At 68.1% G+C, this 24253-nt stretch carries 19 protein-coding genes; 16 read left to right on the top strand and 3 right to left on the bottom strand.

Going from position 1 to position 24253, the window contains the following annotated elements; all coding sequences use genetic code 11:
* Positions 1-14 precede the first annotated feature (14 nt).
* From ACP3TD_RS07440 to ACP3TD_RS07470, 7 genes are all read left to right on the top strand, one after another.
* The gene (locus ACP3TD_RS07440) at positions 15-719 is read left to right on the top strand and encodes a hypothetical protein (RefSeq protein WP_015936552.1); all 705 of its coding nucleotides are present in this window, start codon (positions 15-17) and stop codon (positions 717-719) included.
* Positions 716-5161, top strand: coding sequence for an FtsK/SpoIIIE domain-containing protein (locus tag ACP3TD_RS07445; RefSeq protein ID WP_426766499.1), 4446 nt, complete (start codon positions 716-718; stop codon positions 5159-5161). Before ACP3TD_RS07440 ends, ACP3TD_RS07445 begins: the two co-directional genes overlap by 4 nt.
* Before the next feature lie 120 nt (positions 5162-5281).
* Positions 5282-5917 (top strand): hypothetical protein, encoded by a 636-nt coding sequence (locus tag ACP3TD_RS07450; protein ID WP_426766501.1) that lies wholly within the window; start codon positions 5282-5284, stop codon positions 5915-5917.
* Positions 5918-5955: 38 nt separating this feature from the next.
* Positions 5956-8268 (top strand): NAD-dependent DNA ligase LigA, encoded by a 2313-nt coding sequence (ligA, locus tag ACP3TD_RS07455; RefSeq protein WP_426766503.1) that lies wholly within the window; start codon positions 5956-5958, stop codon positions 8266-8268.
* Positions 8265-9074 carry an inositol monophosphatase family protein gene (locus ACP3TD_RS07460; protein ID WP_426766505.1) on the top strand — a complete coding sequence of 270 codons (810 nt, stop codon included), beginning with the start codon at positions 8265-8267 and terminating at the stop codon, positions 9072-9074. The genes ligA and ACP3TD_RS07460 overlap by 4 nt, the downstream gene beginning before the upstream one ends.
* Before the next feature lie 99 nt (positions 9075-9173).
* On the top strand, positions 9174-9677 hold the full coding sequence (locus ACP3TD_RS07465) for a GNAT family N-acetyltransferase (RefSeq protein ID WP_426766506.1): 504 nt from the start codon (positions 9174-9176) through the stop codon (positions 9675-9677).
* 49 nt (positions 9678-9726) lie between these two features.
* On the top strand, positions 9727-10107 hold the full coding sequence (locus ACP3TD_RS07470; RefSeq protein WP_426766508.1) for a RidA family protein: 381 nt from the start codon (positions 9727-9729) through the stop codon (positions 10105-10107).
* A gap of 24 nt (positions 10108-10131) precedes the next feature.
* Here the strand turns inward: ACP3TD_RS07470 and ACP3TD_RS07475 are convergent, their stop codons facing one another.
* Positions 10132-10794, bottom strand: coding sequence for a response regulator (locus ACP3TD_RS07475; RefSeq protein ID WP_015936559.1), 663 nt, complete (start codon positions 10792-10794; stop codon positions 10132-10134).
* Positions 10787-12514 carry an ATP-binding protein gene (locus tag ACP3TD_RS07480; protein WP_426766510.1) on the bottom strand — a complete coding sequence of 576 codons (1728 nt, stop codon included), beginning with the start codon at positions 12512-12514 and terminating at the stop codon, positions 10787-10789. The genes ACP3TD_RS07475 and ACP3TD_RS07480 overlap by 8 nt, the downstream gene beginning before the upstream one ends.
* 217 nt (positions 12515-12731) lie before the next feature.
* Here ACP3TD_RS07480 and ACP3TD_RS07485 point away from each other — a divergent pair, with 217 nt between their 5' ends.
* From ACP3TD_RS07485 to ACP3TD_RS07505, 5 genes are all read left to right on the top strand, one after another.
* On the top strand, positions 12732-14195 hold the full coding sequence (locus ACP3TD_RS07485) for a CitMHS family transporter (protein WP_426766512.1): 1464 nt from the start codon (positions 12732-12734) through the stop codon (positions 14193-14195).
* Between the two features lie 148 nt (positions 14196-14343).
* The gene (gene gatC / locus ACP3TD_RS07490; RefSeq protein ID WP_015936562.1) at positions 14344-14640 is read left to right on the top strand and encodes an Asp-tRNA(Asn)/Glu-tRNA(Gln) amidotransferase subunit GatC; all 297 of its coding nucleotides are present in this window, start codon (positions 14344-14346) and stop codon (positions 14638-14640) included.
* Positions 14641-14645: 5 nt separating this feature from the next.
* Positions 14646-16220 carry an Asp-tRNA(Asn)/Glu-tRNA(Gln) amidotransferase subunit GatA gene (gene gatA, locus ACP3TD_RS07495; protein WP_426766514.1) on the top strand — a complete coding sequence of 525 codons (1575 nt, stop codon included), beginning with the start codon at positions 14646-14648 and terminating at the stop codon, positions 16218-16220.
* Positions 16220-17728 (top strand): Asp-tRNA(Asn)/Glu-tRNA(Gln) amidotransferase subunit GatB, encoded by a 1509-nt coding sequence (gene gatB / locus ACP3TD_RS07500; RefSeq protein ID WP_426766515.1) that lies wholly within the window; start codon positions 16220-16222, stop codon positions 17726-17728. Before gatA ends, gatB begins: the two co-directional genes overlap by 1 nt.
* Positions 17729-17923: 195 nt before the next feature.
* On the top strand, positions 17924-18499 hold the full coding sequence (locus ACP3TD_RS07505; protein WP_426766516.1) for a hypothetical protein: 576 nt from the start codon (positions 17924-17926) through the stop codon (positions 18497-18499).
* Positions 18500-18516: 17 nt separating this feature from the next.
* On the opposite strand, the gene ACP3TD_RS07510 is transcribed toward ACP3TD_RS07505, so the two are convergent.
* Positions 18517-19428, bottom strand: coding sequence for a LysR family transcriptional regulator (locus ACP3TD_RS07510; RefSeq protein ID WP_426766518.1), 912 nt, complete (start codon positions 19426-19428; stop codon positions 18517-18519).
* Between the two features lie 132 nt (positions 19429-19560).
* On the opposite strand from ACP3TD_RS07510, the gene tdh reads away from it, so the two are divergent.
* From tdh to ACP3TD_RS07530, 4 genes are read left to right on the top strand one after another with little or no spacing between them, the layout of a single operon-like run.
* Positions 19561-20607 (top strand): L-threonine 3-dehydrogenase, encoded by a 1047-nt coding sequence (tdh, locus tag ACP3TD_RS07515; protein WP_426766519.1) that lies wholly within the window; start codon positions 19561-19563, stop codon positions 20605-20607.
* 8 nt (positions 20608-20615) lie between these two features.
* Positions 20616-21812, top strand: coding sequence for a glycine C-acetyltransferase (locus ACP3TD_RS07520; RefSeq protein WP_426766521.1), 1197 nt, complete (start codon positions 20616-20618; stop codon positions 21810-21812).
* A gap of 54 nt (positions 21813-21866) precedes the next feature.
* On the top strand, positions 21867-22976 hold the full coding sequence (locus tag ACP3TD_RS07525; protein WP_426766523.1) for an NAD(P)/FAD-dependent oxidoreductase: 1110 nt from the start codon (positions 21867-21869) through the stop codon (positions 22974-22976).
* Between the two features lie 11 nt (positions 22977-22987).
* On the top strand, positions 22988-24199 hold the full coding sequence (locus ACP3TD_RS07530) for an amidohydrolase family protein (protein WP_426766524.1): 1212 nt from the start codon (positions 22988-22990) through the stop codon (positions 24197-24199).
* Positions 24200-24253: the final 54 nt, after the last annotated feature.

Consider the following 24253-nt stretch of genomic DNA (forward strand, 5'->3'; position numbering starts at 1 on the left):
AGGAGGCACAGAATATGGGGGATCTAGCAATAGATTTCTGTGGTGAATGGTACGAGCCCTCGGATGAGGACGTCTTCAACATCGGCCGCGAGGGCGATCTTGAGGTGGACGACAATCCGTACCTGCACCGGCAGTTCCTGCAGGTTGCACGCTACGACGGCATCTGGTGGCTCAGCAACGTGGGCGGCATGCTGTCCGCCACGGTGGCTGACGCGTCCGGCGGGATGCAGGCCTGGCTGGCTCCGGGCGCCCGGATCCCGCTGGTCTTCAGCCACACCAACATCATCTTTACGGCCGGACCCACCACCTACGAGTTTGCCGTCCACCTGAAGACCCCGTCCTTCCGGCAGGAAGCCAGGGACGGTGACAGCAGCGGCGATACCACCATCGGCCCGGTGGTGTTCACCGATTCCCAGAAGGCACTGATCGTGGCTCTGGCGGAGCCCATGCTGCGGCGCGAGGGGACCGGCTTCAGTGCCATCCCGTCGTCCGCTGCCGCCGCGAAGACCCTTGGCTGGGCGCTGACCCGGTTCAACCGCAAACTCGATAACGTCTGCGACAAACTAGACCGCGTGGGCGTGGTGGGCCTGCGCGGCGGCGGCGGCAAGCTTGCCACCAACCGGCGTGCCCGCCTGGTGGAGCACGCCGTCACCTCCCACCTGGTGACCCCCGATGACCTGTACCTGCTGGAAAAGATGAGGGGCGTGGACGAAGGATGAGGATCCGGCTGACACTCCGCCGGGACCCGGCGGAAACCAAGGACCTGGCTGTCACCGTGGACGGCCTGGCCACGGTGGCGGACATTGCCACCGTCCTTTGGGCTGCGGACCCGGACCGAAAGGGACGCCCCGCACCGGAGAACCTGTCCCTGCGCATCGAGGAAGCGTTCGTTGGCGGCGGCATCAGCGGCAACGTCCTGGCCAGGGAGGACAACCTCCTGGAGTCCGGCCTGCGGCCTGGCTCGGTGGTTTCGCTGGCCCAGGTCAGCGACCAGTTCCATGAGGCCGGCGCCGGACGCGGTCCTGCCGCGGCCACCTTGCGCGTGCTGTCCGGGCCCGACGTCGGCAAGGAATTTTCGCTGCCCACCGGCACCAGCTACATCGGCCGGGACCGGGACGTGGACATCAGACTCACCGACCCCCTGACCTCCAAGCGGCATGCCCGCATCACGGTGGCCGAGGGCGTCGAAATCGTTGACACCAACTCCGCCAACGGCCTGCTCATGGATGGCCTGCCGGTGACCCGGGCACGGCTCAATTCGTCCGACACCGTCACCCTGGGCGACACCACCGTCACGGTGGTGCCGCTGGGCCACAACCGGGCGGCAGCACCGACGTCGCCCCTGGTGGACTTCAACCGTTCGCCCCGGGTGGTTCCGCGGTTCGAGGAACCCAAGCGCGTGGTCCCGTCCGGGCCCAAACGGCCGGAGGACCACCCCTTCCCTTACATCATGCTGATTGCGCCGCTGATGATGGGCGGAGTCATCTTCGCGGTCACCCGCAACCCGCTTTCCGTGATCTTCATGATGATGATGCCGCTGTTCATCATTGGCCACTACGTGGACCAGAAGATGCGCAACAGGAAGCAGCAGAAGGAAGGCCACAAGCACTTCCGCGCATCGATGGCCGCCTTCCGGGAGGACATCACCGAGCTGCAGAAGGTGGAGCGTGCCGTCCGGCTGCAGGAAGCGCCGTCCGTCAACGACACCGTGGACGCGATCTACAAGCTCGGCCCCCTGCTGTGGACGCACCGCCCCGAACACAAAACCTTCCTGGGGCTGCGGTTCGGGCTGGGCACCGCACCCTCCCGGGTCCGCCTCGAAGAACCGTCCAACAACGACACTGAGGTGCAGTACGCCCGGGAGATCCAGGACTGCCTGAAACAGTTCCGGGAGATTGAAGGCGTCCCCATCGTCTCGCAGCTGCGCACCTCCGGGTCCCTGGGCATTGCCGGCGCCCGTGGCCTGGTGGATGACGTGGCCCGCGGAATCGTCCTGCAGCTGGTGGGCCTCCACTCGCCCGCGGAAGTGGTCCTCACGGCCATCACCTCGGCGCAGTCCCGGGAGCGCTGGGACTGGCTGCAGTGGCTGCCGCACGTCGGCTCGGGCCACAGCCCACTTTCCGGAGACCACCTGGCCGCCGGGTCCGCCGGCGGCTCATCACTGCTGGCCCGGCTTGAAGACCTGCTTGACGCGCGGGAGGCGGCGGTGAAGCGGCAGGCACCTGAGCTGCGCCAGGAGATGGACCCCGCCAAGCACGAGCTCGAAGCACCCGTGCTGCCCACAGTGCTGCTGATCGTGGAGGACGACGCGCCGGTGGACCGCGGGCGCCTCACCCGGCTCGCTGAGCGGGGACCGGACTCAGGCGTGCACGTCATGTGGGTGGCCACCGACATCCAGGCCCTTCCGGCTGCCTGCCGGGACTTCATGGTGGTGGACGGCGACCACGGCACCACCACCGGCCAGGTCCGCCTGGGCCGGCACACCTACCCGGTGAGCTGCGAAAGCGTCGACGCCGGGCTGGCCGGCCAGCTGGCCCGCATGCTCGCGCCGGTGGTCGACGTGGGCAAGCCCGTCAACGATGACTCCGACCTGCCCCGCGCTGTCTCCTACGCCACCCTGATCGGCAAAGACTTCCTGGACAACCCGCAGGCCGTGGCCGAGCGCTGGTCGGAAAACAACTCCGTGCACTCCTCCGCCGTGGCCAACCGCAAGGACAACGGCACGCTCCGCGCCCTGGTGGGATCCAAGGGCATTGAACCGCTGTACCTGGACCTCAAGAACGAAGGGCCGCACGCCCTGGTGGGCGGTACCACCGGTGCCGGCAAGTCAGAGTTCCTGCAGTCCTGGGTGATGGGCATGGCATCCGCCTACAGCCCGGACCGGGTCAGCTTCCTGTTCGTGGACTATAAGGGCGGTGCTGCGTTCGCCGACTGCATCAACCTGCCGCATACCGTGGGCCTGGTCACCGACCTGTCCCCGCACCTGGTACGGCGGGCACTGACATCGCTGCGCGCGGAGCTCCACTACCGCGAGCAGCTGCTGAACCGGAAAAAGGCGAAGGACCTGCTGGCCCTGCAGCGCGAAGCCGATCCGGACGCGCCGCCGTACCTCATCATCATCGTGGACGAATTCGCGGCGCTCGCCAACGAAGTTCCCGAGTTCGTGGACGGCGTAGTGGATGTGGCCGCCCGCGGACGGTCGCTGGGCCTGCACCTCATCCTTGCCACCCAGCGCCCGGCCGGTGTTATCAAGGACAGCCTGCGCGCCAACACCAACCTGCGCGTGGCGCTGCGCATGGCAGACGAGGATGACGCCACGGACATCCTGGGAGTCCCGGATGCGGCGTATTTCGATCCGGGTATTCCGGGCCGCGGAGCCGCGAAGACCGGCCCGGGCAGGATCCAGGGTTTCCAGACCGGCTACGCCGGCGGCTGGACCACCGAGAAACCGCAGCGGCCGCAGATCGACATTGTGGAGATGGCCTTCGGCTCGGGCTCAAGCTGGGAGGCGCCGGCGCCGGAAAAGCCTGCCGCGGCCGAACCCGCAGGGCCCAACGACATTGCCCGGATGACTGCCAACATCGTGCGGGCGGCGGACGTCCTTGCCATCGCCCCGCCCCGCAAGCCGTGGCTGGACGAGCTTGCCAAGACTTACGATTTCTCCAAGCTGCCCAACCCCCGTACGGACGAGCAGCTGCTCCTTGGCGTGGCCGATGACCCGGTCCGTCAGGACCAGCCCACCGTGTTCTACGAACCGGACCGGGACGGCAACATGGCCATCTATGGCACGGGCGGCTCGGGCAAGTCCGCCGCGCTGCGCGGCATTGCCATCGCTGCGGCGGTGACGCCCCGCGGCGGCCCCGTGCACGTGTACGGCATCGACTGCGGCTCGTCAGGCCTGCGGATGCTCGAAGAACTGCCGCACGTGGGCGAGGTCATCAATGGCGACGACGTCGAACGCGTGGGGAGGCTCTTGCGCCTGCTGCGGGACATCGCCGAACAGCGTTCCGCCCGTTTCGCCGAGGTCCGGGCGTCCACCATCGTCGAGTACCGCAGGCTGGCCAACCGGCCGGACGAAAAGCGGATCTTCGTGCTGGTGGACGGCATGTCCGCGTTCCGCGAAGCCTACGAACACAGCCGCCTGTCCGGGCTGTGGGACATCTTCCTCCAGCTGGCCACCGACGGCCGCACCCTCGGAATCCACCTGGTGGTCTCCGGAGACCGTCCCAACGCCGTCCCGGCATCGCTGCTCGCCTCCATCCAGCGGCGCCTGGTGCTGCGCATGTCCTCCGAGGACGATTACATTTCGATGGACGTTCCCCGGGATGTCCTCGGCGCCACGTCTCCGCCGGGGCGCGGTCTGCTGGACGGGCTGGAGGTCCAGCTTGCCGTGCTGGGCGGGAACTCCAACCTGGCGCTCCAGGCGCGCGAAGTCCACAAGCTCAGTGAAGCGATGCTCCGCCAGGGGCTGGACACCGCCCCCGGCATCGAGCGGCTCCCGGACCAGGTGGACCTGGACGTCCTTCCCGCCGGCAGTCCGGAACTGCCGGTCATCGGCGTCGACGACGAAACACTCCAGCCCGCCGAGATCATGGCCCGCGGACCTCTGCTGGTGGGCGGCCCTCCGGGCGCCGGCCGGACCGTGGCATTGGTCACCCTCGCCTATGCCCTCCGCCGCTCCAACCCGGAGGTGGAACTGATCTACATCGGTGCCCGCCGTTCCGCAGTGGCCTCACTGCCGCTGTGGAACCGCTCAGTGGTGGGTCCGGACGACCTCGCCGACGTGGTGGAGGACCTGGTGGAGCACTCCTCCGGCAACCCGGGACGGCTGGCCATCTTCATCGAGGGCTTGACGGAGTTCACCGACACTATGGCCGAATCCGGCATGGCCCAGCTGGTCACGGCCTCCATCAAGGCTGATCAGTGGGTGGTTGGCGAGTCCGAGTCGTCCACCTGGTCCTCGGCCTGGCAGCTTGCCCAGCCGTTCAAGTCCGGCCGCCGGGGCCTGCTGCTCAACCCCGGTGACATCGAGGGCGACAGCCTGCTGAACACGTCGCTGGGACGGGTCAGCCCCGAATTCATCCCCGGCCGCGGGTACATTGTGGGCCGCGGAAAGGCCCGGAAAATCCAGGTGGCGCTGCCGCCGGAAAACCGGGACTGAAGCGCATATCACGGGAGGGCCGCACAATCGATGGATTTGCGGCCCTTCGGCGCGTTGTAGAAGACTGGAAAGGAACCAGATAGCCGCAGCGGGGGGGACTGCGGGCCCTGAAAGGTAACAATGCCCCCCTCTTCTCCGGCGCTTCGCGCGGTCCTGGCCACAGCGTCCGCAGCCGTCCTGGCCGCTTCGATAACACTCCCCGCCGGAGGCGCCGCGCTGGCTGATTCACCTGAACCCACAGGATCGCCGACCGCCACCACCGCGCCCGGCTGCGAGGACGACTGCAGCCAGGAACCCACCAGCCCGGCCACCGAGCCCGTCCGGCCCACCAGGACGAAGCCGTCCGACCGGCCCGGCTCACCGACACCGACCACTCCTGCGCCCCAGCCGGTCCTGCCGACGTCGGCTGCCCCTGCATCCACGGGTCCCGCGGCGCCGCCGCCGACCAACGGCCCCACCGTGACAGGTGGCCCGGGCACCGACGGCACGAACCCCGAAACGTTGCCGGTCCCGTCCGTTCCAGGCACCAGCCCGGGCGGCGCCGCCCCCACGGCCGCGGCGCCCTCGTCGGACTCCGGCTGGGATACTCCGGTGACCACATCCGCCAAGGCAACCCAGGCCGCAGCCGTGTCCCGCGCGGAAATGTCCGGCCGCGGCGGCCTCGACCTTCCCGTGGTGGCCGCGGGCGTCCTGCTGGTGGGCGCCGGCGGAGGTGCGTTCACCTGGTGGATCAGGAACCGCCCGCGCACGCACTGACACGGCTGGCTGTCGCACCGGTAGGGCAAGATAGGTCTGTGAGCACAGGAGAAGGCACCGCACAACAGACCGCCACCGGGACCGCCGCGCAGAACGGACGTGAAAGCATCCCGTCCGATGCCATCCGGGAGGAATACGAGAACCTGTCGGACCTCATCAGGAAGTACAGGTTCGCGTACTACCAGGACGACGCACCCTTGGTGTCCGATGCTGAGTTCGACACCCTGTTCCGCCGCCTGGAAGAAATCGAGGCGCTGCATCCGGAACTTGTGGCCAATGATTCGCCCACCCAGGAAGTGGGCGGGGAAGCCTCGGCAGCCTTTGCGGCCGTCGAACACCTGCAGCGGATGTACAGCCTCGAGGACGTCTTCTCGATCGAGGAGCTTGAAGCCTGGCTCAACCGGGCCGAAGCCAGCATCGCCAAACTGGGGGATGGCACCGCCAAGGCCGCCTGGCTGACCGAACTTAAGATCGACGGGCTCGCCGTCAACCTGCTTTACCGCGACGGGAAACTGGTCCGCGCTGCCACCCGCGGCGACGGCACCACGGGTGAGGACATCACCCACAACGTCCTCACCATCAAGGAAATCCCGCAGCAGTTGCGCGGGGAAGGCTACCCGGCGGAAGTGGAAGTCCGCGGTGAAGTGTTCATCCCCTCCAAGGCGTTTGCCGAATTCAACGAGGCACTGATCGAAGCGGGCAAGGCCCCGCTGGCCAACCCCCGGAACGCCGCGGCAGGCTCGCTCCGGCAGAAGGACCCGGCAGAAACCGCCAAGCGGCCGCTGAAGATGTTCGTCCACGGCATCGGTGCCCGGGAAGGCCTCGACGCCCGCAGCCAGTCCGAAACCTACGCCCTGCTCAAGGAATGGGGCCTGCCCGTCAGCCCCTACTTCGAGGTGCTGGAGGCCCGCGCCGACGTTCTGGGGTTTATCAGCAAGTACGGCGAGCAGCGCCACAAACTCCTTCACGAAATCGACGGCATCGTCATCAAGGTGGACCACTTCGCCACCCAGCGGGCCCTCGGCTACACCACCCGCGTGCCGCGCTGGGCGGTGGCCTACAAATACCCGCCGGAGGAAGTGCACACGAAGCTGCTCGACATCCAGGTCAACGTGGGCCGCACCGGCAGGGTGACCCCCTTCGGCATGATGGAACCGGTCAAGGTGGCCGGCTCCACGGTGGAGATGGCCACCCTGCACAACCAGGACGTGGTCAAGGCCAAGGGCGTGAAAATCGGCGACATCGTGGTCCTCCGCAAGGCAGGCGACGTCATCCCCGAAATCGTGGGGCCCGTCCTGGCCCTGCGCGACCAGCAGGATCCGCCCGTCCGCGATTTCGTGATGCCTACCGTATGCCCGGCCTGTGGCACCCCGCTGGCACCGGCCAAGGAAAGGGACGTGGACATCCGCTGCCCCAACGGGAAGTCCTGCCCGTCCCAGCTCCGCGAGCGGGTCTTCCACCTCGCCGGACGGGGCGGGTTCGACATCGAGGCGCTGGGCTGGGAAGCCGCGATCGCGCTGACGCAGCCCACCGAGCCGGACGTGCCGCCGCTGACATCGGAGGCCGCACTGTTCGACCTCACCCGGGAAGACCTCGCCGACGTGAAGATCCGGCGCGAGAAGCGGTCCAAGGGGGTTGCCACCGGCGAGTACGAGCTGGTGCCCTACTTCTACAGCAAGGGCACGGCCAAATCCCCGTCAAAGCCCACTGCCAGCACGGAGAAGCTGTTCAAGGAACTGGACAAGGCCAAGAGCCAGCCGCTGTGGCGCGTTTTGGTGGCGCTGTCCATCCGGCACGTGGGCCCCCGCGCTTCGCGCGCCCTCGCCCAGGCCTTCGGCACCATGGACGGGATCCGGGCTGCCTCCGAGGAAGAACTGGCCCACGTCGACGGGGTGGGACCCACCATCGCTGCCGCGCTGAAGGAATGGTTCGCCGAGGACTGGCACCGCGAAATTGTGGACCGCTGGGCCGCCGCCGGCGTCCGGATGGAGGATGAGCGGGACGAGTCCACGCCGCGCACCCTGGAAGGGCTCACCGTGGTGGTGACCGGCTCGCTGCCCAACTTCAGCCGGGACGAAGCCAAGGAAGCCATCCTGGTCCGCGGCGGCAAGGCCTCCGGGTCCGTCTCGAAGAACACCAGTTATGTGGTGGCCGGTGAAAGCGCCGGCACCAAGCTGGACAAAGCGGAACAGCTGGGGATCCGCGTGCTGGACGAAGACGGGTTCCGGCTGCTGCTCGACGGCGGCCCCGCTGCGGTGGGGGACACCGCGGAAGCCGACGGCGACGACGCCTCGGAGGAGAGCGCCGCGTTGGAAGAAGGGAACGCAGCAGCAGTGGAGGAGAAGGCATGACCGGGCCGGAGGAATTCCTGGACGTCGCGAAGGAGGCGGCCCGGGCCGGAGCCCGGGTCCTGTCCGGACGGAACGGCGAAACACTGGGCGTCAGCAACAAGGGGGCGGCCGGCGACTGGGTCACCGCCTTCGACCTGGCGGCGGAAAACGCCGTGCGGGAGGTCATCACGGCCGCCCGCCCGGGAGACAGCATCACCGGGGAAGAACACGGGACCACCCGGCCCGCGAACCCCACCGGCTACCGCTGGTCCATCGACCCGCTGGACGGCACCACCAACTTCATCCGGAACATCGTCTACTACGCCACCTCCGTGGCAGTGGCCGATGCCGACGGCGCCTGGCTGGCCGGCGTCGTCAACGCCCCCGCCCTGGGCCGCGTCTACTACGCTGCCCGCGGCACCGGCGCCTGGCTGGAGGAAGGCGGCCGGACCACCCGGCTGGACGGCCCGGTGCCGGGCCGGACTGGCCAGATCCTGGCCACAGGCTTCAGTTACGACCCCACGGTCCGGTCCCAGCAGGCTGCCCAGTTCGCCGAACTGGCCGACGGCTTCGCCGACGTCCGCCGGCTCGGCTCGGCGGCGCTGGACCTCTGCATGGTGGCCGACGGGACGCACGACGCCTACGGGGAACGGGGCCTGAACGAGCACGACTTCTCGGCCGGTGCCCTCATCGCCGAGGAAGCCGGGTGCTGGGTGCGGCGTCCGCGGCTCACCAGCCCCCTGGACGGCGGCCCTTCAGACCAGGAACGGCTGGACGCCTGGACCTGTGCTGCCGGCCTGGAGCTTTCTGGCAGGTTCCCGCTCTGACCCAACACCCGGCTCCGGCGGTAGCCGCAGAGTGATAGTTCAATCACGGAAAAGGCTGTTTCCGTCCGCCGGGACGCCCGGCAGCACTACCATTGACGGGTGCATCCGCAGATAACCATCCGCAGCGCCGTCGAATCGGATTACGACGCCGTTGCCCGCATCACCCGCGACTCCTACCTGGCCGCCGGCTACTTCGAGGACGCCGCGCACCCCTACATGGTCAAGGTCCAGGACGTGGCGGACCGCGCCGGCCAGGCGACGATCTGGGTCGCCGAACGCGGGGGAGCGGTGGTGGGATCGGTAACCCTGGCGCTGGCGGGCGAGCCGTACGCGGACATCGCCCTGCGGGATGAGCTCGAATTCCGGATGCTGGTGGTGGATCCCGCCGTGCAGCGCAGCGGCGCCGGCCGGGCCATGGTGGAGGCCATCATCGAGCACGCCCGGTCACTTCCCGGCATCAACGCCGTAGCCCTCACCACGGGCCAGGCCTGGGAAAGCGCCCACGGCCTCTACCGCACCACGGGCTTCCGCCGGGTCCCCGAACGCGACTGGCTTGTGCCCGGAACCGACATAAAGCTGCTGGTTTACCGGCTGGACCTGTAGCCGCCCTACAGTGGTGCCGACCCGCATTCCATTGTTGAAAGGCCCCGCTATGCGCAAAACCTACGGCACCGGTTCCGTCTGGGAACAGTCCCTCGGCTACTCCCGCGCCGTCCAGGTGGACAACACCCTGTACATCTCGGCCACCGCGGCAAGCGGCGAAAACGGGATCGTGGGCGAAGACTTCTACACCCAGACGCAGTTCATCCTGCAGAAACTGGGCGATGTCCTCGCCGATGCCGGGTTCGGCTACGGGGACGTAGTCCAGTCCAAGCTGTACCTGACGGACATCAGCCAGTGGGAAGACGCCGGCCGTGCCCATGGCGAGGTCTTCGGCGAGGTCCGTCCCACCCTGTCCCTGGTGCACGTCCTGCCGTTCCTCGACCCGAAAATGCTGGTCGAAATCGAACTGGTGGCCCAGAAAAGCGCCTGAGCCGCCCTGGCTGCCGGACCGGCGTCAGGCCACCGGCAGGCCATAGCGGTGCTCCGGCCTGCCGGTGGTCCCGTACCGGAGCTGGATGTCGACGGCGCCATCGTCCGCCAGCGATGACAGGTACCGTTGCGCCGTGGCCCGCGAAACGCCCACCCGCGCCGCGACCTCCGCGGCGGAGTACTGCTGGCCCGGTTCCAGCGAATCCAGCACGGCGGCCTCGGTGGCGGAGCGCGGTTTGGCCGACGGCGTGACGTCGCCCGGGATGAGCGACCTCTTGGCCCGTTCCAGGGACTCCTGGTCCAGGGCCCCCGGCTGGGCCAGCAGCCGCCGGTACCTGGCGTAGGACCGGAGCTGCTGTGACAACGCATCTGCCGTGAACGGCTTCAGCAGGTAACCCAGGGCGCCGCGGCGGAAGGCCACCCGGACGGATGCGGTGTCCGACGCTGCGCTGAGCATCACGGTGTCCACGTCCAGCTGCTGCAGCAGGTCCAGCCCCGAGGCGTCCGGCAGGTAGACATCCAGCAGCACCAGGTCCGGCCGGAGGCTGTGGATGGCCTGCAATGCCAGTGACGCCGTTCCCACAGGGGCCAGCGCCAGGAACCCGGCCACCGAGTCCACGTAGGCGGCGTGCAGTTTGGCGACGTGGAAGTCGTCGTCCACGATCAGCACCCGGAAGTCGTCAGCCATTCTGGTCCTTTCCTTCATCGGAAGTCTGTGCGGCAGCGCCCGCGGTGGTGTGCGGCAGGGTGGCCATGAACACCGCGCCCGGCCCGCCGCTGCTGCCGCGGTCCAGTACCGTGACGTCCCCGCCCCGGCGGCGCGCCAGTTGCCGGGCGAGGGCCAGCCCGAAGCCCTGCCCGCCGCCGTTGCGGTTGTTTCTGTTCAGCGCGCCCGTGGCGGTGGTGAACCCTTCGGCGAACACCGCTTCCGTGTCCGTTCCCTCGGCCAGCCCGTCACCCGAGTCCGCGACCACGACGTGCAGCGTCCCGCCGTCGTCGCCCGGCTCGTCCAGTACCTCAAGCTCAACCCATTTCTCGGCTGCGGCACCGGCCACGGCCGCGTTCACCGCGTTGTCGATCAGGTTGCCCAGCACGGTGGTGACGTCCTGCGCCTCGGTCACCTGGCCCCGGACCAGGGTCTCGGGACCGATCCGCAGGGACACGCCCCGTTCATCGGCCTCCACGCCCTTGGCGCCCACGAAGGCCTGCAGGTAGGGGTCCTGGAGCAGCTCGGCCTGCTCCACGGGGAATTTCAGCGGCCCGGTGGCGGCCAGGGTGGCGAGGTAGTCGCGTGCCTGCCGGTGCTGCCCGATGCTCATGAAACCCGCCAGCGTGTGGAGCTGGTTGGCGAATTCGTGGCGCTGGGCGCGGAGAGCGGTGGACATGGTGCCCACGGCGTCCAGCTGCCGGGTGAGTTCCTGCAGTTCGGTGCGGTCCCTGAGCATCACCACCCAGCCCAGGTCCTCGCGCCCGTGCAGGGCCTTGCGGGCATTGGCCACCAGCACCCGCCCGCCGGCCACCAGCTCTACGGCATCGGCGGCCGGCCGGTCCGGGCTGGTCAGGGAGGTCAGCTGGTCCGGCACCGGGGCGTCCTCCCAGCGTGTGCCGGCCAGGTCCGGCAGCCCGAGCATGCGCTGCGCCGCGGCGTTGAAGACGCTCACCCGGCCGTCGGCGGAGACACCAATGACGCCGTCGTCCACGCCCTGGAGCACGGCCACCTGGTCGTGGACCAGCGTGCTGATCTCCTCCGGTTCCAGCCCCAGGGTGAGCCGCTGCAGCCGGCGGCGCAGCAGGAACGAGCCCAGGATGCCTGCCAGCAGGGCGCCGGCGGCGGTCAGCGCCACGGGGCCGATGTCCCGGGCCACGCTCTGGCCCACCGTTTCCATCGAGTAGCCGACGCTGACCTCGCCCACCACAGTGGAGTTGTCGGCGGCATAGACGGGGACCTTCGCTCCCGCCGATGCCCCCAGCGTTCCAGTGTTCCGGGTGGTGACTTCCTGTCCCGACAGCGCCTCGGACGGATCGGTACTGACCTTTTCGCCGAGCCGCTGGGGGTCCGGGTGGGCCAGGCGGATGCCCTCTTCGTCGGTGATCACCACGAACAGTGCTCCGGTTCGGGTGCGCGCCGCTTCCGCGGAAACCTGCAGGGGACCGGACGCCAGCTCAGACGCCGGGGGAGTCCCTTCTTCACCGCTGATGGCCAGCACATCGGCGCGCACCTCGGGGTCCGAAGCCACCGTGCGTGCCAGCGTAAGGGCCTGGTTTTCCGCTTCGCTGCCCACTCGGTCATAGGTGAGCCAGGTATGGACCGCGGCGCTGAGCAGAACCACCAAAAGCACTACGCCCAGCTGCAACAGGAGGGTCTGGGTGGAGAACCGCAGCGGTGGGCGCGGCACGGAGCGCTGCATGATCCTCCTTGACTGGCACGGGCCGGACGGCCTCCTGGTACGGCGTCCTCTGCGCGGCATCGTCAGGGCGGATACCGCGTGAGCACAATGAGCAAAATGCTCCCAATAAGCAGTATGCCAATCAATTGAGCCAAAGGCACGGCCGTGACGCCCGCCACCCTAAAGTCTGTAGCACGCATCACAACGCTGTGGTGCCGTTCACAAGAAGGAGCCGGCTGTGCTGGTAATACTTGGATTCGCCATGATCGCGGTGTTCATGGTGCTGATCATGACGAAGAAGTTGACGCCAGTGCTGGCGCTGATCATCGTCCCCACCGTTTTTGGCCTTTTCGCAGGTGCCGGCCTCGGCATCGGGGACATGGTCCTGGACTCGATGAAGTCCATGACGTCCACCGCAGCCCTGCTGATGTTCGCCATCATCTACTTCGGCCTGATGATCGACGTCGGGCTGTTCGACCCGCTGGTGAAGTTCATCCTCCGCAAGCTGGGCAACGACCCCGCCAAGGTGGTCCTGGGCACCGCCCTGCTGGCCGCCGCAGTCTCCCTGGACGGTGACGGCTCCACCACCTTCATCCTCACCACCGCGGCCATGCTGCCGATCTACCTGCGCCTGAAGATGAGCCCCGTGGTCCTCACCTGCGTCGCCGGCCTCGCCAACGGCACCATGAACATCGTCCCCTGGGGTGGTCCCACGGCCCGCGCCGCCACCGCCCTGAAGATCGACGTCAACGATGTCTTCGTGCCCATGATTCCGTCGCTGATCGGCGGCATCGTTGTGGTCCTCGTCTTCGCCTGGATCCTCGGCCTGCAGGAACGCAACCGCCTCCGCAGCACCCAGCCTGAAATCTGGGGCGTACCCGATACCGCAGCAGAGTTCGACGGCGGCGCTCCCGCCGGGTCGGCCGCCGGTTCCGGCGCAGGCCGTGGACACAAGGGCAACACCCCCGGCGGGGCAGCCCCCGCAGGCGGTTCCGTGGCAGTGCTCGAACGCACCGAGACCCTCGTAGACGACCACGACGCCGCCATGGCAGACACCGCACTGGATCCCAACCGCAGCACGCTGCGCCCCAAGCTGTTCTGGTTCAACCTGGGCCTGACCGTGGCCGTCATGGCCATGCTCATCGCCGACCTCGTGCCGCTGCCCTACGTCTTCATGGTGGGCTCCGCCATTGCCCTGCTGGTCAACTTCCCCAAGGTCAAGGACCAGGGCGCCCAGCTCGTGGCACACTCCTCCTCGATCGTGGCCGTGGTCAGCATGGTCATGGCAGCGTCCGTCCTCACCGGAGTGCTCACCGGCACCGGCATGGTGGAAGCCATGTCCGCCTGGCTGGTGCAGATCATCCCGTCCAGCATGGGCCCGCTCATGGCAGTCATCACCGGCCTGCTCAGCATCCCGATGACGTTCTTCATGAGCAACGACGCCTTCTACTTCGGCGTCCTGCCGGTCCTGAGCGAGACCGCCGCGCACTACGGCATAGGCGCCGCCGAAATGGCACGGGCCTCCATCACCGGCCAGCCGTTCCACATGCAGAGCCCCCTGGTGCCGGCCATCCTGCTGCTGGTGTCCCTCGCCAAGGTGGACCTCGGCGACCACCACAAGAAGGTCCTGTGGCGCGCCGCCGTGGTGTCCCTGGTCATGCTGGGAATCGGCATGCTGACCGGAGCCATCGGGATCGGTTAGTCTGTTGCTGCCTGCGGCTGGCCCTCCGGGGCCGGCCAACGGCAGCGAAAGGTGCCCGTCTGACGCCCGCTGGGGGCCGTCAGACGGGCATCTGCGTTTCCCCACTAGAATGGATCGGAAACCAATCCGAACTTTGCAGGGGAGATCCATGGCTGCGATCAACCGTGACGATGTTGCGCACCTCGCGCGGCTCGCTCACATCGAGATGAGTGCCCAAGAGCTGGACAGGATGGCCGGAGAACTCGCCGTCATCGTTGATTCGGTCAAGTCCGTCAGTGAAGCCGCCGGAGACGACGTCCCGGCCACCTCGCACCCCATTCCGCTGACGAACGTCTTCCGCGAGGACGTCGTGGGGCACACGTTCAGCGCCGAGCAGGCGCTCTCCGGAGCCCCGGACTCGGACGACAACCGTTTCAAGGTCCCGGCAATCCTGGATGAGGCATAAAGACCATGACTGAACAGAACACCACCGCCGAGGGCCTGATCCGCCTGTCCGCAGCCGATCTTGCCGAGAAGCTCCGCGCCGGTGAGGTCACCGCCGTCGAAGCCACCCAGGCGTACCTGGACCGGATCGCCGCAGTGGACGGCGGGGAACGCGGCGTCAACGCCTTCCTGCACGTCAACGCGGAGGAAGCGCTCGCCGTCGCCGCAGAGGTTGACGCCATCCGCGCCGCCGGCGGCGCTGAAGCTGAGGCCCTGCACTACCTGGCCGGCGTCCCCATCGCCGTCAAGGACCTGATCGTCACGGTCGGCCAGCCCACCACGGCCGGCTCGAAGATCCTCGAGGGCTGGCACAGCCCCTACGACGCCACCGTCGTGGAGCGGCTGCGGGCCGCGAAGATGCCCATCCTGGGCAAGACCAACCTGGACGAGTTCGCCATGGGGTCCTCCACGGAGCACTCCGCGTACGGACCCACCCGCAACCCCTGGGATCTGGACCGGATCCCCGGCGGCTCCGGCGGCGGTTCCGCTGCCGCCGTCGCCGCTTTCGAAGCCCCGCTGGCCCTGGGCACCGACACCGGCGGGTCCATCCGCCAGCCCGGCGCCGTGACCGGCACCGTGGGCGTGAAGCCCACCTACGGCAGCGTCTCCCGCTACGGCGCCATCGCCATGGCCTCCTCGCTGGACCAGATCGGGCCGGTCACACGGACCGTCCTGGACTCCGCACTCCTGCACCAGGTCATCGGCGGCCACGATCCCCGCGACTCCACCTCGCTGCCCGAGCCGCTGGCCGACCTCGTCGCCGCCGCAAAGACCGGCAACGTCGAAGGCCTGCGGATCGGCATCATCAAGGAGCTGCACGGCGAGGGCTACCAGGCCGGCGTCGAAAGCCGCTTCAACGAATCCCTGGAGCTGCTCAAGGAGGCCGGCGCGGAAATCGTCGAGGTCTCCTGCCCCAACTTCCAGTACGCGCTCGGTGCCTACTACCTGATCATGCCCTCCGAGGCCTCCTCCAACCTGGCCAAGTTCGACGGCGTCCGGTTCGGTTTGCGGGTCCTGCCCGCCGATCCGCCGCTCACCATTGAACGGGTGATGGCCGCTACCCGCGCCGCAGGCTTCGGCGATGAGGTCAAACGCCGCATCATCCTGGGCACCTATGCCCTGAGTGCCGGCTACTACGACGCCTACTACGGCTCGGCGCAGAAGGTCCGCACGCTGGTTCAGCGCGACTTCGACGCCGCGTTTGAGCAGGCGGATGTCCTGATTTCCCCCACGGCGCCCACCACGGCGTTCAAGCTCGGCGAAAAGCTGGACGATCCGCTGGCCATGTACCTCAACGACGTCGCCACCATCCCCGCCAACCTGGCCGGTGTCCCCGGACTGTCCCTCCCGGGCGGCCTCGCGGACGAGGACGGGCTTCCCGTCGGTATCCAGCTGCTGGCCCCCGCCCGCGAGGACGCAAGGCTCTACCGCGTAGGTGCCGTGCTGGAATCACTGCTGGAAGCCAAGTGGGGCGGACCGCTGCTCGCGCAGGCCCCCGAACTCGCCACGTCCGGCACCCTCGAAACCCAGGAGGCTAAATAATGAGCACCGACACCATCCTGAGCTTCGAAGAAGCCATGGAGAAGTACGATCCCGTCCTGGGGTTTGAGGTCCACGTGGAACTCAACACCAAAACCAAAATGTTCTCCTCTGCGCCCAATGTGTTCGGCGACGAGCCGAACACCAATGTCAACGAGGTGGACCTCGGTCTTCCGGGCGTACTGCCGGTGGTCAACCGGACGGCCATCGAGTCCTCCATCAAGATCGGCCTGGCGCTGAACTGCAAGATCGCCGAGTCCTGCACGTTTGCCCGGAAGCAGTACTTCTACCCGGACACCCCCAAGAACTTCCAAACGTCCCAGTACGAGGACCCCATTGCGTACGACGGCTACCTGGACATCGAACTGGCCGACGGCACTGTATTCCGTGTGGAGATCGAGCGCGCCCACATGGAAGAGGACGCCGGAAAGCTGACCCACATGGGCGGCGCCGCCGGCCGGATCCAGGGCGCCGACTTCTCCCTGGTGGACTACAACCGCTCCGGCGTGCCGTTGGTGGAAATCGTCACCAAGCCCATCGAAGGGGCCGGGGCCCGCGCACCGGAACTGGCCAAGGCCTACGTGGCAGCGGTCCGCGAGATCGTCAAGAACCTCGGTGTCTCCGATGCCCGGATGGAACGCGGCAACGTCCGCTGCGACGCCAACGTCTCGCTCCGCCCGCACGGCCGCGAACGGTTCGGCATCCGGTCCGAGACTAAAAACGTGAACTCGCTGCGCGCCGTCGAACACGCTGTCCGCTACGAGATCCAGCGCCACGCCGCCGTCCTGGACGCCGGCAACCCGGTGGTCCAGGAGACCCGGCACTGGCACGAAGACACCCGCACCACCACGTCAGGCCGGCCCAAGTCAGACGCCGACGACTACCGCTACTTCCCGGAACCGGACCTGGTCCCAGTGGTGGCGTCCCGTGAATGGGTGGAAGAGCTTCGTGCCACCCTCCCCGAGCCGCCGGCCGAGCGCCGCAAGCGCCTGCAGGCCGACTGGGGCTACTCTGACCTTGAATTCCGTGACGTGGTGAACGCCGGGGTCCTGGACGAGATCGAGGAAACCATCGCCGCCGGTGCCAGCGCCTCTGTGGCCCGGAAGTGGTGGATGGGCGAGATCGTGGGCCGCGCCAAGGCAGCCGACGTTGACCCCGGCCAGCTGGGCGTCCAGCCCGCCACCATCGTGGAACTCGCACAGATGGTGGAAGCCGGCAAGATCAACAACAAGATGGCAGCCCAGGTGCTGGACGGCGTCCTCGCCGGGGAAGGCACCCCGGCGCAGATCGTGGAGAAGCGCGGCCTCGCCGTCGTGTCCGACGACGGACCCCTGCTGGAAGCCATCGACGCAGCCCTCGCCGCGCAGCCCGACGTCGCGGACAAGATCCGCGGCGGCAAGGTGCAGGCCATCGGCGCGATCGTTGGCGGCGTCATGAAGGCCACCCGTGGCCAGGCCGACGCGGGCCGCGTCCGGGAGCTCATCCTGGAGAAACTGGGCGTCACCGCGTAGTAGGTTCACACCCCAACTGGGTCGCAGTTAATGTCGTTTTGAGCCCTCAAAACGACATCTACTGCGACCCAGTTGGGCTTTAAGAACCCACTCGGGGGCCGCTGGAAAATACCCGTACCCACTGTCGCCGCACGGTCCTACACTGGAGCCGTCGGAGCCTGCCGGGCGGCAGGCCGGGTGAAGGAAGTGGCAGATATGGGACCGAAGACCTTGAGGACACGGAAAGCACTCCTGGCGGGTGCCGTGGCGGTGGCGCTGACCGGCGCCGGCGCAGCGCTCGCGTGGTCAGCGGATTCACCCTCGCCCGCGCCCACCCGGTCCGCGGCGCCTTCCATGCCCGCTTCTCCTTCCGCGCCCGGTGACGACGGCAAACAGGCAGGGCCCGACAAAGCGGGGCGATCACAGTTCCAGCACGGCGAGAGCGTCGTGAAGAAAGCGGACGGAACCTTCCAGACCGTCGTTGAGCAGCGCGGAACGGTGGGGGCCGTCAGCAGCACGTCGATCACCGTTAAGAGTGAGGACGGCTTCACCCAGGCCTACACGGTCACCGCGGACACGAAGGTCGCCAGGAACGGCACCATTGCGGACATCGTCACCGGTGACGTGGTCCGGGTTGCGGGCGTCAGGGACGGCGACACCGCAACCGCACAGCGGATCGCCGAGGGCGGCGGAGACCGCCCGGGCCTGGGCCGCGGCCATGGACACGGCGGGAACGGACACGGCAAGGGTCCGGGCCGCGGCCAGGGAAACCCATCGGGCTCCGGCGCCTGATCCGCGCCCCTGACCTGTCAGCCCTGCTTTACCAGCCCGGCCATGATGTCCTGCAGCGCCTCGCAGACCGTCATCACCGATCGCCGCTTCAGGTTTTCCGGGCGCGCCAGCAGATCGATCCGCCGCCGGGTGCTGATTCCCTTCAGCGGCCGCAGCACGATGTCCGGGTGCAGGACCGGGCCGGCGGTGTACCGGGGGAGCAGCCCGATCACGCCGCCGGCGGCCACAAGTGCGGCGACGGTGGAGTAGTCGTTGATGCGGTGCACGATGGTCGGTTCCCGGCTGGACACGGCCGCGACGGCGGAAAGGACATCGGCGGGGGAGTACCCGGCGTGGCTGGTCACCCAGGCCTCGCCTCCGACATCATCCGCTGTGACCGCCGCCTTGTCAGCGAGCGGATGCGCCGCGGGCAGGGCCACGTCCAGGGGTTCGTGCAGCAGCGGCACCACCGTCACCCGTTCCGTGGGCCAGCCCGGGCTGTGGTCCATCCGGTGGGCCAGCACCAGGTCATACCGGGCGGTCAGCGCGGGAAAGTCCTGCTGCGCAACGTCCTCGTCGGACAGTTCGAGCTGGGGCTGCCCCGGGCCCTCCAGGGTCCGGGCCAGGGTGGCGAACACGGCCTGGCCGGCGCTGTGGAAGCCGCTGACGGTGACACGTCCGCCGCTCGAGCCGTGGTAGCTGCCGATCGCTGCCCGGGCGTCCGCCATGGCACTGACGACGGCGGCCCCGGCGTCCGCGAGCACCTGGCCCGCGTCCGTCAGCACGAGGTTCCGCCCCTCCTTGTGCGTGAGCGGAACCTCCACGGAACGCTGCAGGAGTGCCAATTGCTGGGAGACAGCGGACGGGGTGACCATGAGGGTGTCGGCCACCGCCTTGACGCTGCCGAGGGCTCCGAGTTCGCGCAGGATTTCAAGCTGGTGGATCTCCATCAGATCAGTCTACGCATTAGTAATTGCTACATCGTCGATTGAGAAGATTCCCATTGTGCTAAAGCGTTGCCGCGGCTGTAATGGGGAAAGGCAGGTTCCTGCCGAGCACGTGACGAAGAAGCGAGGAAGCCGATGAAGGCTCTGTACAAGGCGGGTCCGCAGGCCGGCTTCGAACTGGTTGACCGCCCGGAACCCGAAGCCGGGCCGGCCGATGTGAAGATCCGGGTGATGACCACAGGGATCTGCGGGACCGATCTCCACATCCAGTCCTGGGACGCCTGGGCGCAGGGCATGATCGAAGCCCCGCTCATCGCCGGGCACGAGTTCTACGGTGAAGTGGTGGAGGTGGGCGCCGACGTCCGCGACGTCAGGGTGGGGGACAGGGTCTCCGGGGAGGGGCACATCGTCTGCGGCATTTGCCGGAACTGCCGGGCCGGCCGGCGCCAGATGTGCATCCACACGGTGAGCGTCGGCGTGCAGCGGGACGGTGCGTTCGCTGAGTACGTCGTCATTCCCGAGACCAACGTCTGGGTCCACCACGATCCTTCGGTCACCCCCGGGCTTGGCGCCATCTTCGACCCCTTCGGCAACGCCGTGCACACCGCACTCAGCTTCCCGCTGGTGGGCGAAGATGTCCTCATCACCGGGGCCGGGCCCATCGGACTGATGGCCATCGCCGTCGCCCGCCACGCCGGAGCCCGCAAGATTGCCATCACCGACGTCTCCAGGCCCCGCCTGGAACTGGCCGCCAAGCTGGGCGCGGACCTCACCATCGACGTTTCCGCCACCCGCGTCCGGGATGCCCAGCGCGAACTGGGAATGCGCGAGGGATTCGACATCGGCATGGAAATGTCCGGCCATCCCTCGGCCCTGCCCGAAATGATCGACAACATGAACCACGGCGGCCGGATCGCCATGCTGGGCCTGCCCAGCCAGGACATCACCATCGACTGGGGCAAGGTGGTCACCCACATGCTCACGCTCAAGGGCATTTACGGCCGCGAGATGTACGAAACCTGGTACGCCATGAGCGCCATGCTGTCCTCCAACCCCGCCCTGCACGCCGGCATCTCCGCCGTGGTCACGGACACCCTGCCTGCCACAGACTGGGAGAAGGGCTTCGAGATCGCCCGCAGCGGCAGCGGCGGCAAAGTTGTCCTCGACTGGACCCGACTCTAAGGAACCCCATGTACACCTCCATCAAGGACCAGCTCCGCGACGAACTGGAAGACATCCGCACGGCAGGGCTCTTCAAGAACGAGCGCAGCATCAGCTCGCCCCAGTCCAGCCACATCACCGCAGGCAGGATCGGCGCGCCCGGTGCGGACGTCCTGAACTTCTGCGCCAACAACTACCTCGGCCTGGCGGACCACCCGGACATCATCATCGCAGCCAAGAACGCCATGGATGAACGCGGCTTCGGCATGGCCAGCGTGCGCTTCATCTGCGGCACCCAGGACCTGCACCTGGAGCTCGAATCCCGCGTCTCGCGGTTCCTGGGCACCGAGGACACCATCCTGTTCTCCAGCTGCTTCGATGCCAACGGCGGGGTGTTTGAATCACTCTTCGGCCCCGAGGACGCCATCATCTCCGACGCCCTGAACCACGCGTCCATCATCGACGGCATCAGGCTCTGCAAGGCCCGCCGCTACCGGTACGCCAACCAGGACATGGCCGAACTCGAGGCGCGGCTGCAGGAGGCCGCCGACGCCCGCCGCCGCATCATCGTCACCGACGGCGTGTTCTCCATGGACGGCTTCCTCGCCCCGCTGGAAGCCATCTGCGACCTCGCCGAAAAGTACGGCGCGCTGGTGATGGTGGACGATTCCCACGCCGTCGGTTTCATGGGCGGCACCGGCGCCGGAACCCCTGAGCACGCAGGCGTCTCCCACCGGGTGGACATCTACACCGGTACGTTCGGAAAGGCGCTGGGCGGCGCATCCGGCGGCTACGTGTCCGGCCGTTCCGAAATCGTGGCCATGCTCCGGCAGAAGGCCCGCCCCTACCTGTTCTCCAACTCCCTTGCACCGGCCATCGTCGCCGCCACCATCAAGGCACTGGACCTTGTGGAGAACTCGGCGGACCTCCGGAGCAGGCTCTTCGAGAACGCAGCGCTCTTCCGCCGCCGGATGACCGAGGAAGGCTTCGACCTCCTGCCGGGCGAGCACGCCATTGTCCCGGTCATGTTCGGCGACGCCGTCCTGGCCGCCAAGGTGGCCGACCGGATGCTGCAGCACGGCGTCTTCGTCACCGCCTTCAGCTTCCCGGTGGTGCCGCGCGGCGCCGCGCGGATCAGGGTCCAGCTCTCGGCCGCACACTCAGCGGACGACGTCGAAGCGTGCGTCGGTGCGTTCGTCGCCAGCCGCGCGGAAACGGCCGCCTAAGGGCCTCTGAATCTTCCGGGTACCGGACGGCGATATCTCTGCAAGGATGATGGCATGGCAGCTCATTACGATGTCCTGATCGTCGGCGGCGGCATTGCGGGTCTGTCCCTCGCTTCGGCGCTGGCCGGAAACTGTACCGTGGCCCTGGTGGAGGCCGAGCAGGAACTGGCGTACCACACGTCCTCCCGCTCAGCCCGCCAGCTCATCCCCAGCTACGGCCCGCCGGTGGTGCAGGAGCTGACTGCCCGGACCCTGGAGCTGATGGCCGCCCGCGATGCCGATCTCCCCGAGCCCGTCCTGACCCCGCGCAGCTTCATGCTCATCGGCACTGAGGAAGAGGTGAACGCGGAGGCCAGCGGCTCCATGCGGCTCATCACCCACTCCGAAGCGCTGCAGCTGTGCCCGGCGCTGGTCCCCGAATCCTTTGCCGCGGCCGGGCTGGATAACGGGTCCTTTGGCAGCAACGCACCCCTGTTGCTGGAGGACCACCGCCGGCGGGCCGCAGGGGCCGGCGCGGACATCATCACCGGAGCCAGGGTGCATTCCGCCCAGCACCTCGGCTCGGGCTGGCAGGTGGGTGCCGGTGCCGAGGGGTTCGAAGCAGGGGTGCTGGTGAACGCGGCGGGAGCCTGGGCCGACGAACTCGCCGTTATCAGCGGCGTGGAGAAGCTCGGCCTCCAGCCGTACCGGCGCACGGCGGCGATTGCCGCCGTCGAACGCCCCCTCCCGGAAGGCAGCCCCATGGTGGCGGCAGCGGACAATTCCTTCTACTTCCGGCGCGAAGGCGACGGCGTGCTCATCTCCCCGTCGGAACACGTGCCCAGCGGGCCTGAGGACGCCCGGCCCCGGCCAGGGGACGTGGAACGGCTCGTGGACCGGCTGAACGCGGTGACCACCCTGGGTATCACCGGCATCCGCAAGGCCTGGACAGGGCTGCGTACCGAGGCGGCCGACGGTGTTCCCGTAGCAGGATTCGACGCCGAGGCGCCCGGCTTCTACTGGCTGGCGGGGCAAGGCGGTTACGGCTTCCAGACGTCGGCCGCCATTGCCGAACTGGCTGCTGGCCAGATCCTGGGCAGCACGCCGGGCAACCCGGCAGGCCCGAGTCCGGAATCCCGGACAGCGCAGGCGCTCGCAGCCACACGCTGGTCCATCCGGCGCTGAAGAATAAAGGCATGAGCATCCTGATCACCAACATCGCCGAGCTGATGACCCAGGACCTGGAGCACCGGGTCCTGAAGGATGCCGCGGTGGTGATCGAGGGCGAACGCATCTCCTGGATCGGGCCGGCGGCCAGTGCACCCGCTGCTGACGACGCCGTGGACGCGGGGCGGCGCGCGCTGCTGCCCGGCTGGGTGGACTCCCACACGCACCTGTTGTTCGCGGGGGACCGGACGGCGGAGTTCGAGGCACGGATGGCCGGGGAATCGTATTCGGCCGGCGGGATCGCGGTGACAGTGGACGCCACCCGGGCCACCTCCGATTTCGATCTCACGCGGCTGGCCCTTGGCAGGGTGGCCGAGGCCGTCTCGCAGGGCACTACCTACCTGGAGACCAAGACCGGCTACGGCCTTGACGTGGAGCAGGAGGCGCGCAGCGCCCGGATTGCCTCCACCGCCGCAGACCAGGCCACGTACCTTGGTGCCCACCTGGTTCCCGCCGGCCAGGATGCTGATGCGTATACAGACCTGGTGTGTGGGCCGATGCTCGCGGCGGTCCGGCCGTATGTGCAGTGGGCGGACGTCTTCTGCGAGAAAGGCGCCTTCACCGAGGAGCAGTCCCGCCGCGTCCTGCAGGCCTGCAGGGATGCCGGGCTGGGGCTGCGGGTGCACGGCAACCAGCTGGGGGAGGGTCCGGGCGTTCGGCTGGCAGTGGACATGGGTGCGGCCAGCGTGGACCACGTCAACTACCTCGCGAACGCCGACATCTACGCCCTGGCCGGAACCTGGTCCGGCTGGGACCCGGCCACCGGATCGGGGGTGCCCGGTACTGTGGCCACCTGCCTGCCGGCCTGCGACCTGTCCACCCGCCAGCCGCTGGCACCGGCCCGCGCCCTCGTGGATGCGGGCATCCAGGTGGCCCTGGCCTCCAACTGCAACCCGGGCACTTCCTACACCAGTTCCATGGCCTACTGCGTAGCCACGGCCGTGCTGCAGATGCGGCTCAGCGTGCACGAGGCAGTCCGTGCGGCCACCTATGGCGGCGCGCTGGCGCTGCACAAGGATCGCGGCACAGATGCCGACGGCCAACGCGCCGTAGGTTCCATCGCCGTCGGACACCGGGCCGACCTGCACCTGCTGAACGCCCCGTCCGCTACCCATCTCGCTTACCGCCCGGGCATGCCGTTGACGTACGCTGTGTGGCGGGCCGGTGTCCGGGAACGGTAAACAGCGGACGTGCCCTCCGCAATTTGACGTTAGATGATCGTTTCGGGTCTGTTA

Source organism: Pseudarthrobacter sp. 1G09 (genome assembly GCF_050038305.1).
Lineage (GTDB): Bacteria > Actinomycetota > Actinomycetes > Actinomycetales > Micrococcaceae > Arthrobacter > Arthrobacter equi.

Excerpts from the sequence above, each read along its gene's own strand:
- ACP3TD_RS07440 (WP_015936552.1), top strand. The coding sequence starts at position 15 with ATGGGGGATCTAGCAATAGATTTCTGTGGTGAATGGTACGAGCCCTCG.
- ACP3TD_RS07445 (WP_426766499.1), top strand. The coding sequence starts at position 716 with ATGAGGATCCGGCTGACACTCCGCCGGGACCCGGCGGAAACCAAGGAC.
- ACP3TD_RS07450 (WP_426766501.1), top strand. The coding sequence starts at position 5,282 with ATGCCCCCCTCTTCTCCGGCGCTTCGCGCGGTCCTGGCCACAGCGTCC.
- ACP3TD_RS07460 (WP_426766505.1), top strand. The coding sequence starts at position 8,265 with ATGACCGGGCCGGAGGAATTCCTGGACGTCGCGAAGGAGGCGGCCCGG.
- ACP3TD_RS07470 (WP_426766508.1), top strand. The coding sequence starts at position 9,727 with ATGCGCAAAACCTACGGCACCGGTTCCGTCTGGGAACAGTCCCTCGGC.
- ACP3TD_RS07475 (WP_015936559.1), bottom strand. The coding sequence starts at position 10,794 with ATGGCTGACGACTTCCGGGTGCTGATCGTGGACGACGACTTCCACGTC.
- ACP3TD_RS07480 (WP_426766510.1), bottom strand. The coding sequence starts at position 12,514 with ATGCAGCGCTCCGTGCCGCGCCCACCGCTGCGGTTCTCCACCCAGACC.
- gatC (WP_015936562.1), top strand. The coding sequence starts at position 14,344 with ATGGCTGCGATCAACCGTGACGATGTTGCGCACCTCGCGCGGCTCGCT.
- gatA (WP_426766514.1), top strand. The coding sequence starts at position 14,646 with ATGACTGAACAGAACACCACCGCCGAGGGCCTGATCCGCCTGTCCGCA.
- gatB (WP_426766515.1), top strand. The coding sequence starts at position 16,220 with ATGAGCACCGACACCATCCTGAGCTTCGAAGAAGCCATGGAGAAGTAC.
- ACP3TD_RS07505 (WP_426766516.1), top strand. The coding sequence starts at position 17,924 with ATGGGACCGAAGACCTTGAGGACACGGAAAGCACTCCTGGCGGGTGCC.
- ACP3TD_RS07510 (WP_426766518.1), bottom strand. The coding sequence starts at position 19,428 with ATGGAGATCCACCAGCTTGAAATCCTGCGCGAACTCGGAGCCCTCGGC.
- tdh (WP_426766519.1), top strand. The coding sequence starts at position 19,561 with ATGAAGGCTCTGTACAAGGCGGGTCCGCAGGCCGGCTTCGAACTGGTT.
- ACP3TD_RS07520 (WP_426766521.1), top strand. The coding sequence starts at position 20,616 with ATGTACACCTCCATCAAGGACCAGCTCCGCGACGAACTGGAAGACATC.
- ACP3TD_RS07525 (WP_426766523.1), top strand. The coding sequence starts at position 21,867 with ATGGCAGCTCATTACGATGTCCTGATCGTCGGCGGCGGCATTGCGGGT.
- ACP3TD_RS07530 (WP_426766524.1), top strand. The coding sequence starts at position 22,988 with ATGAGCATCCTGATCACCAACATCGCCGAGCTGATGACCCAGGACCTG.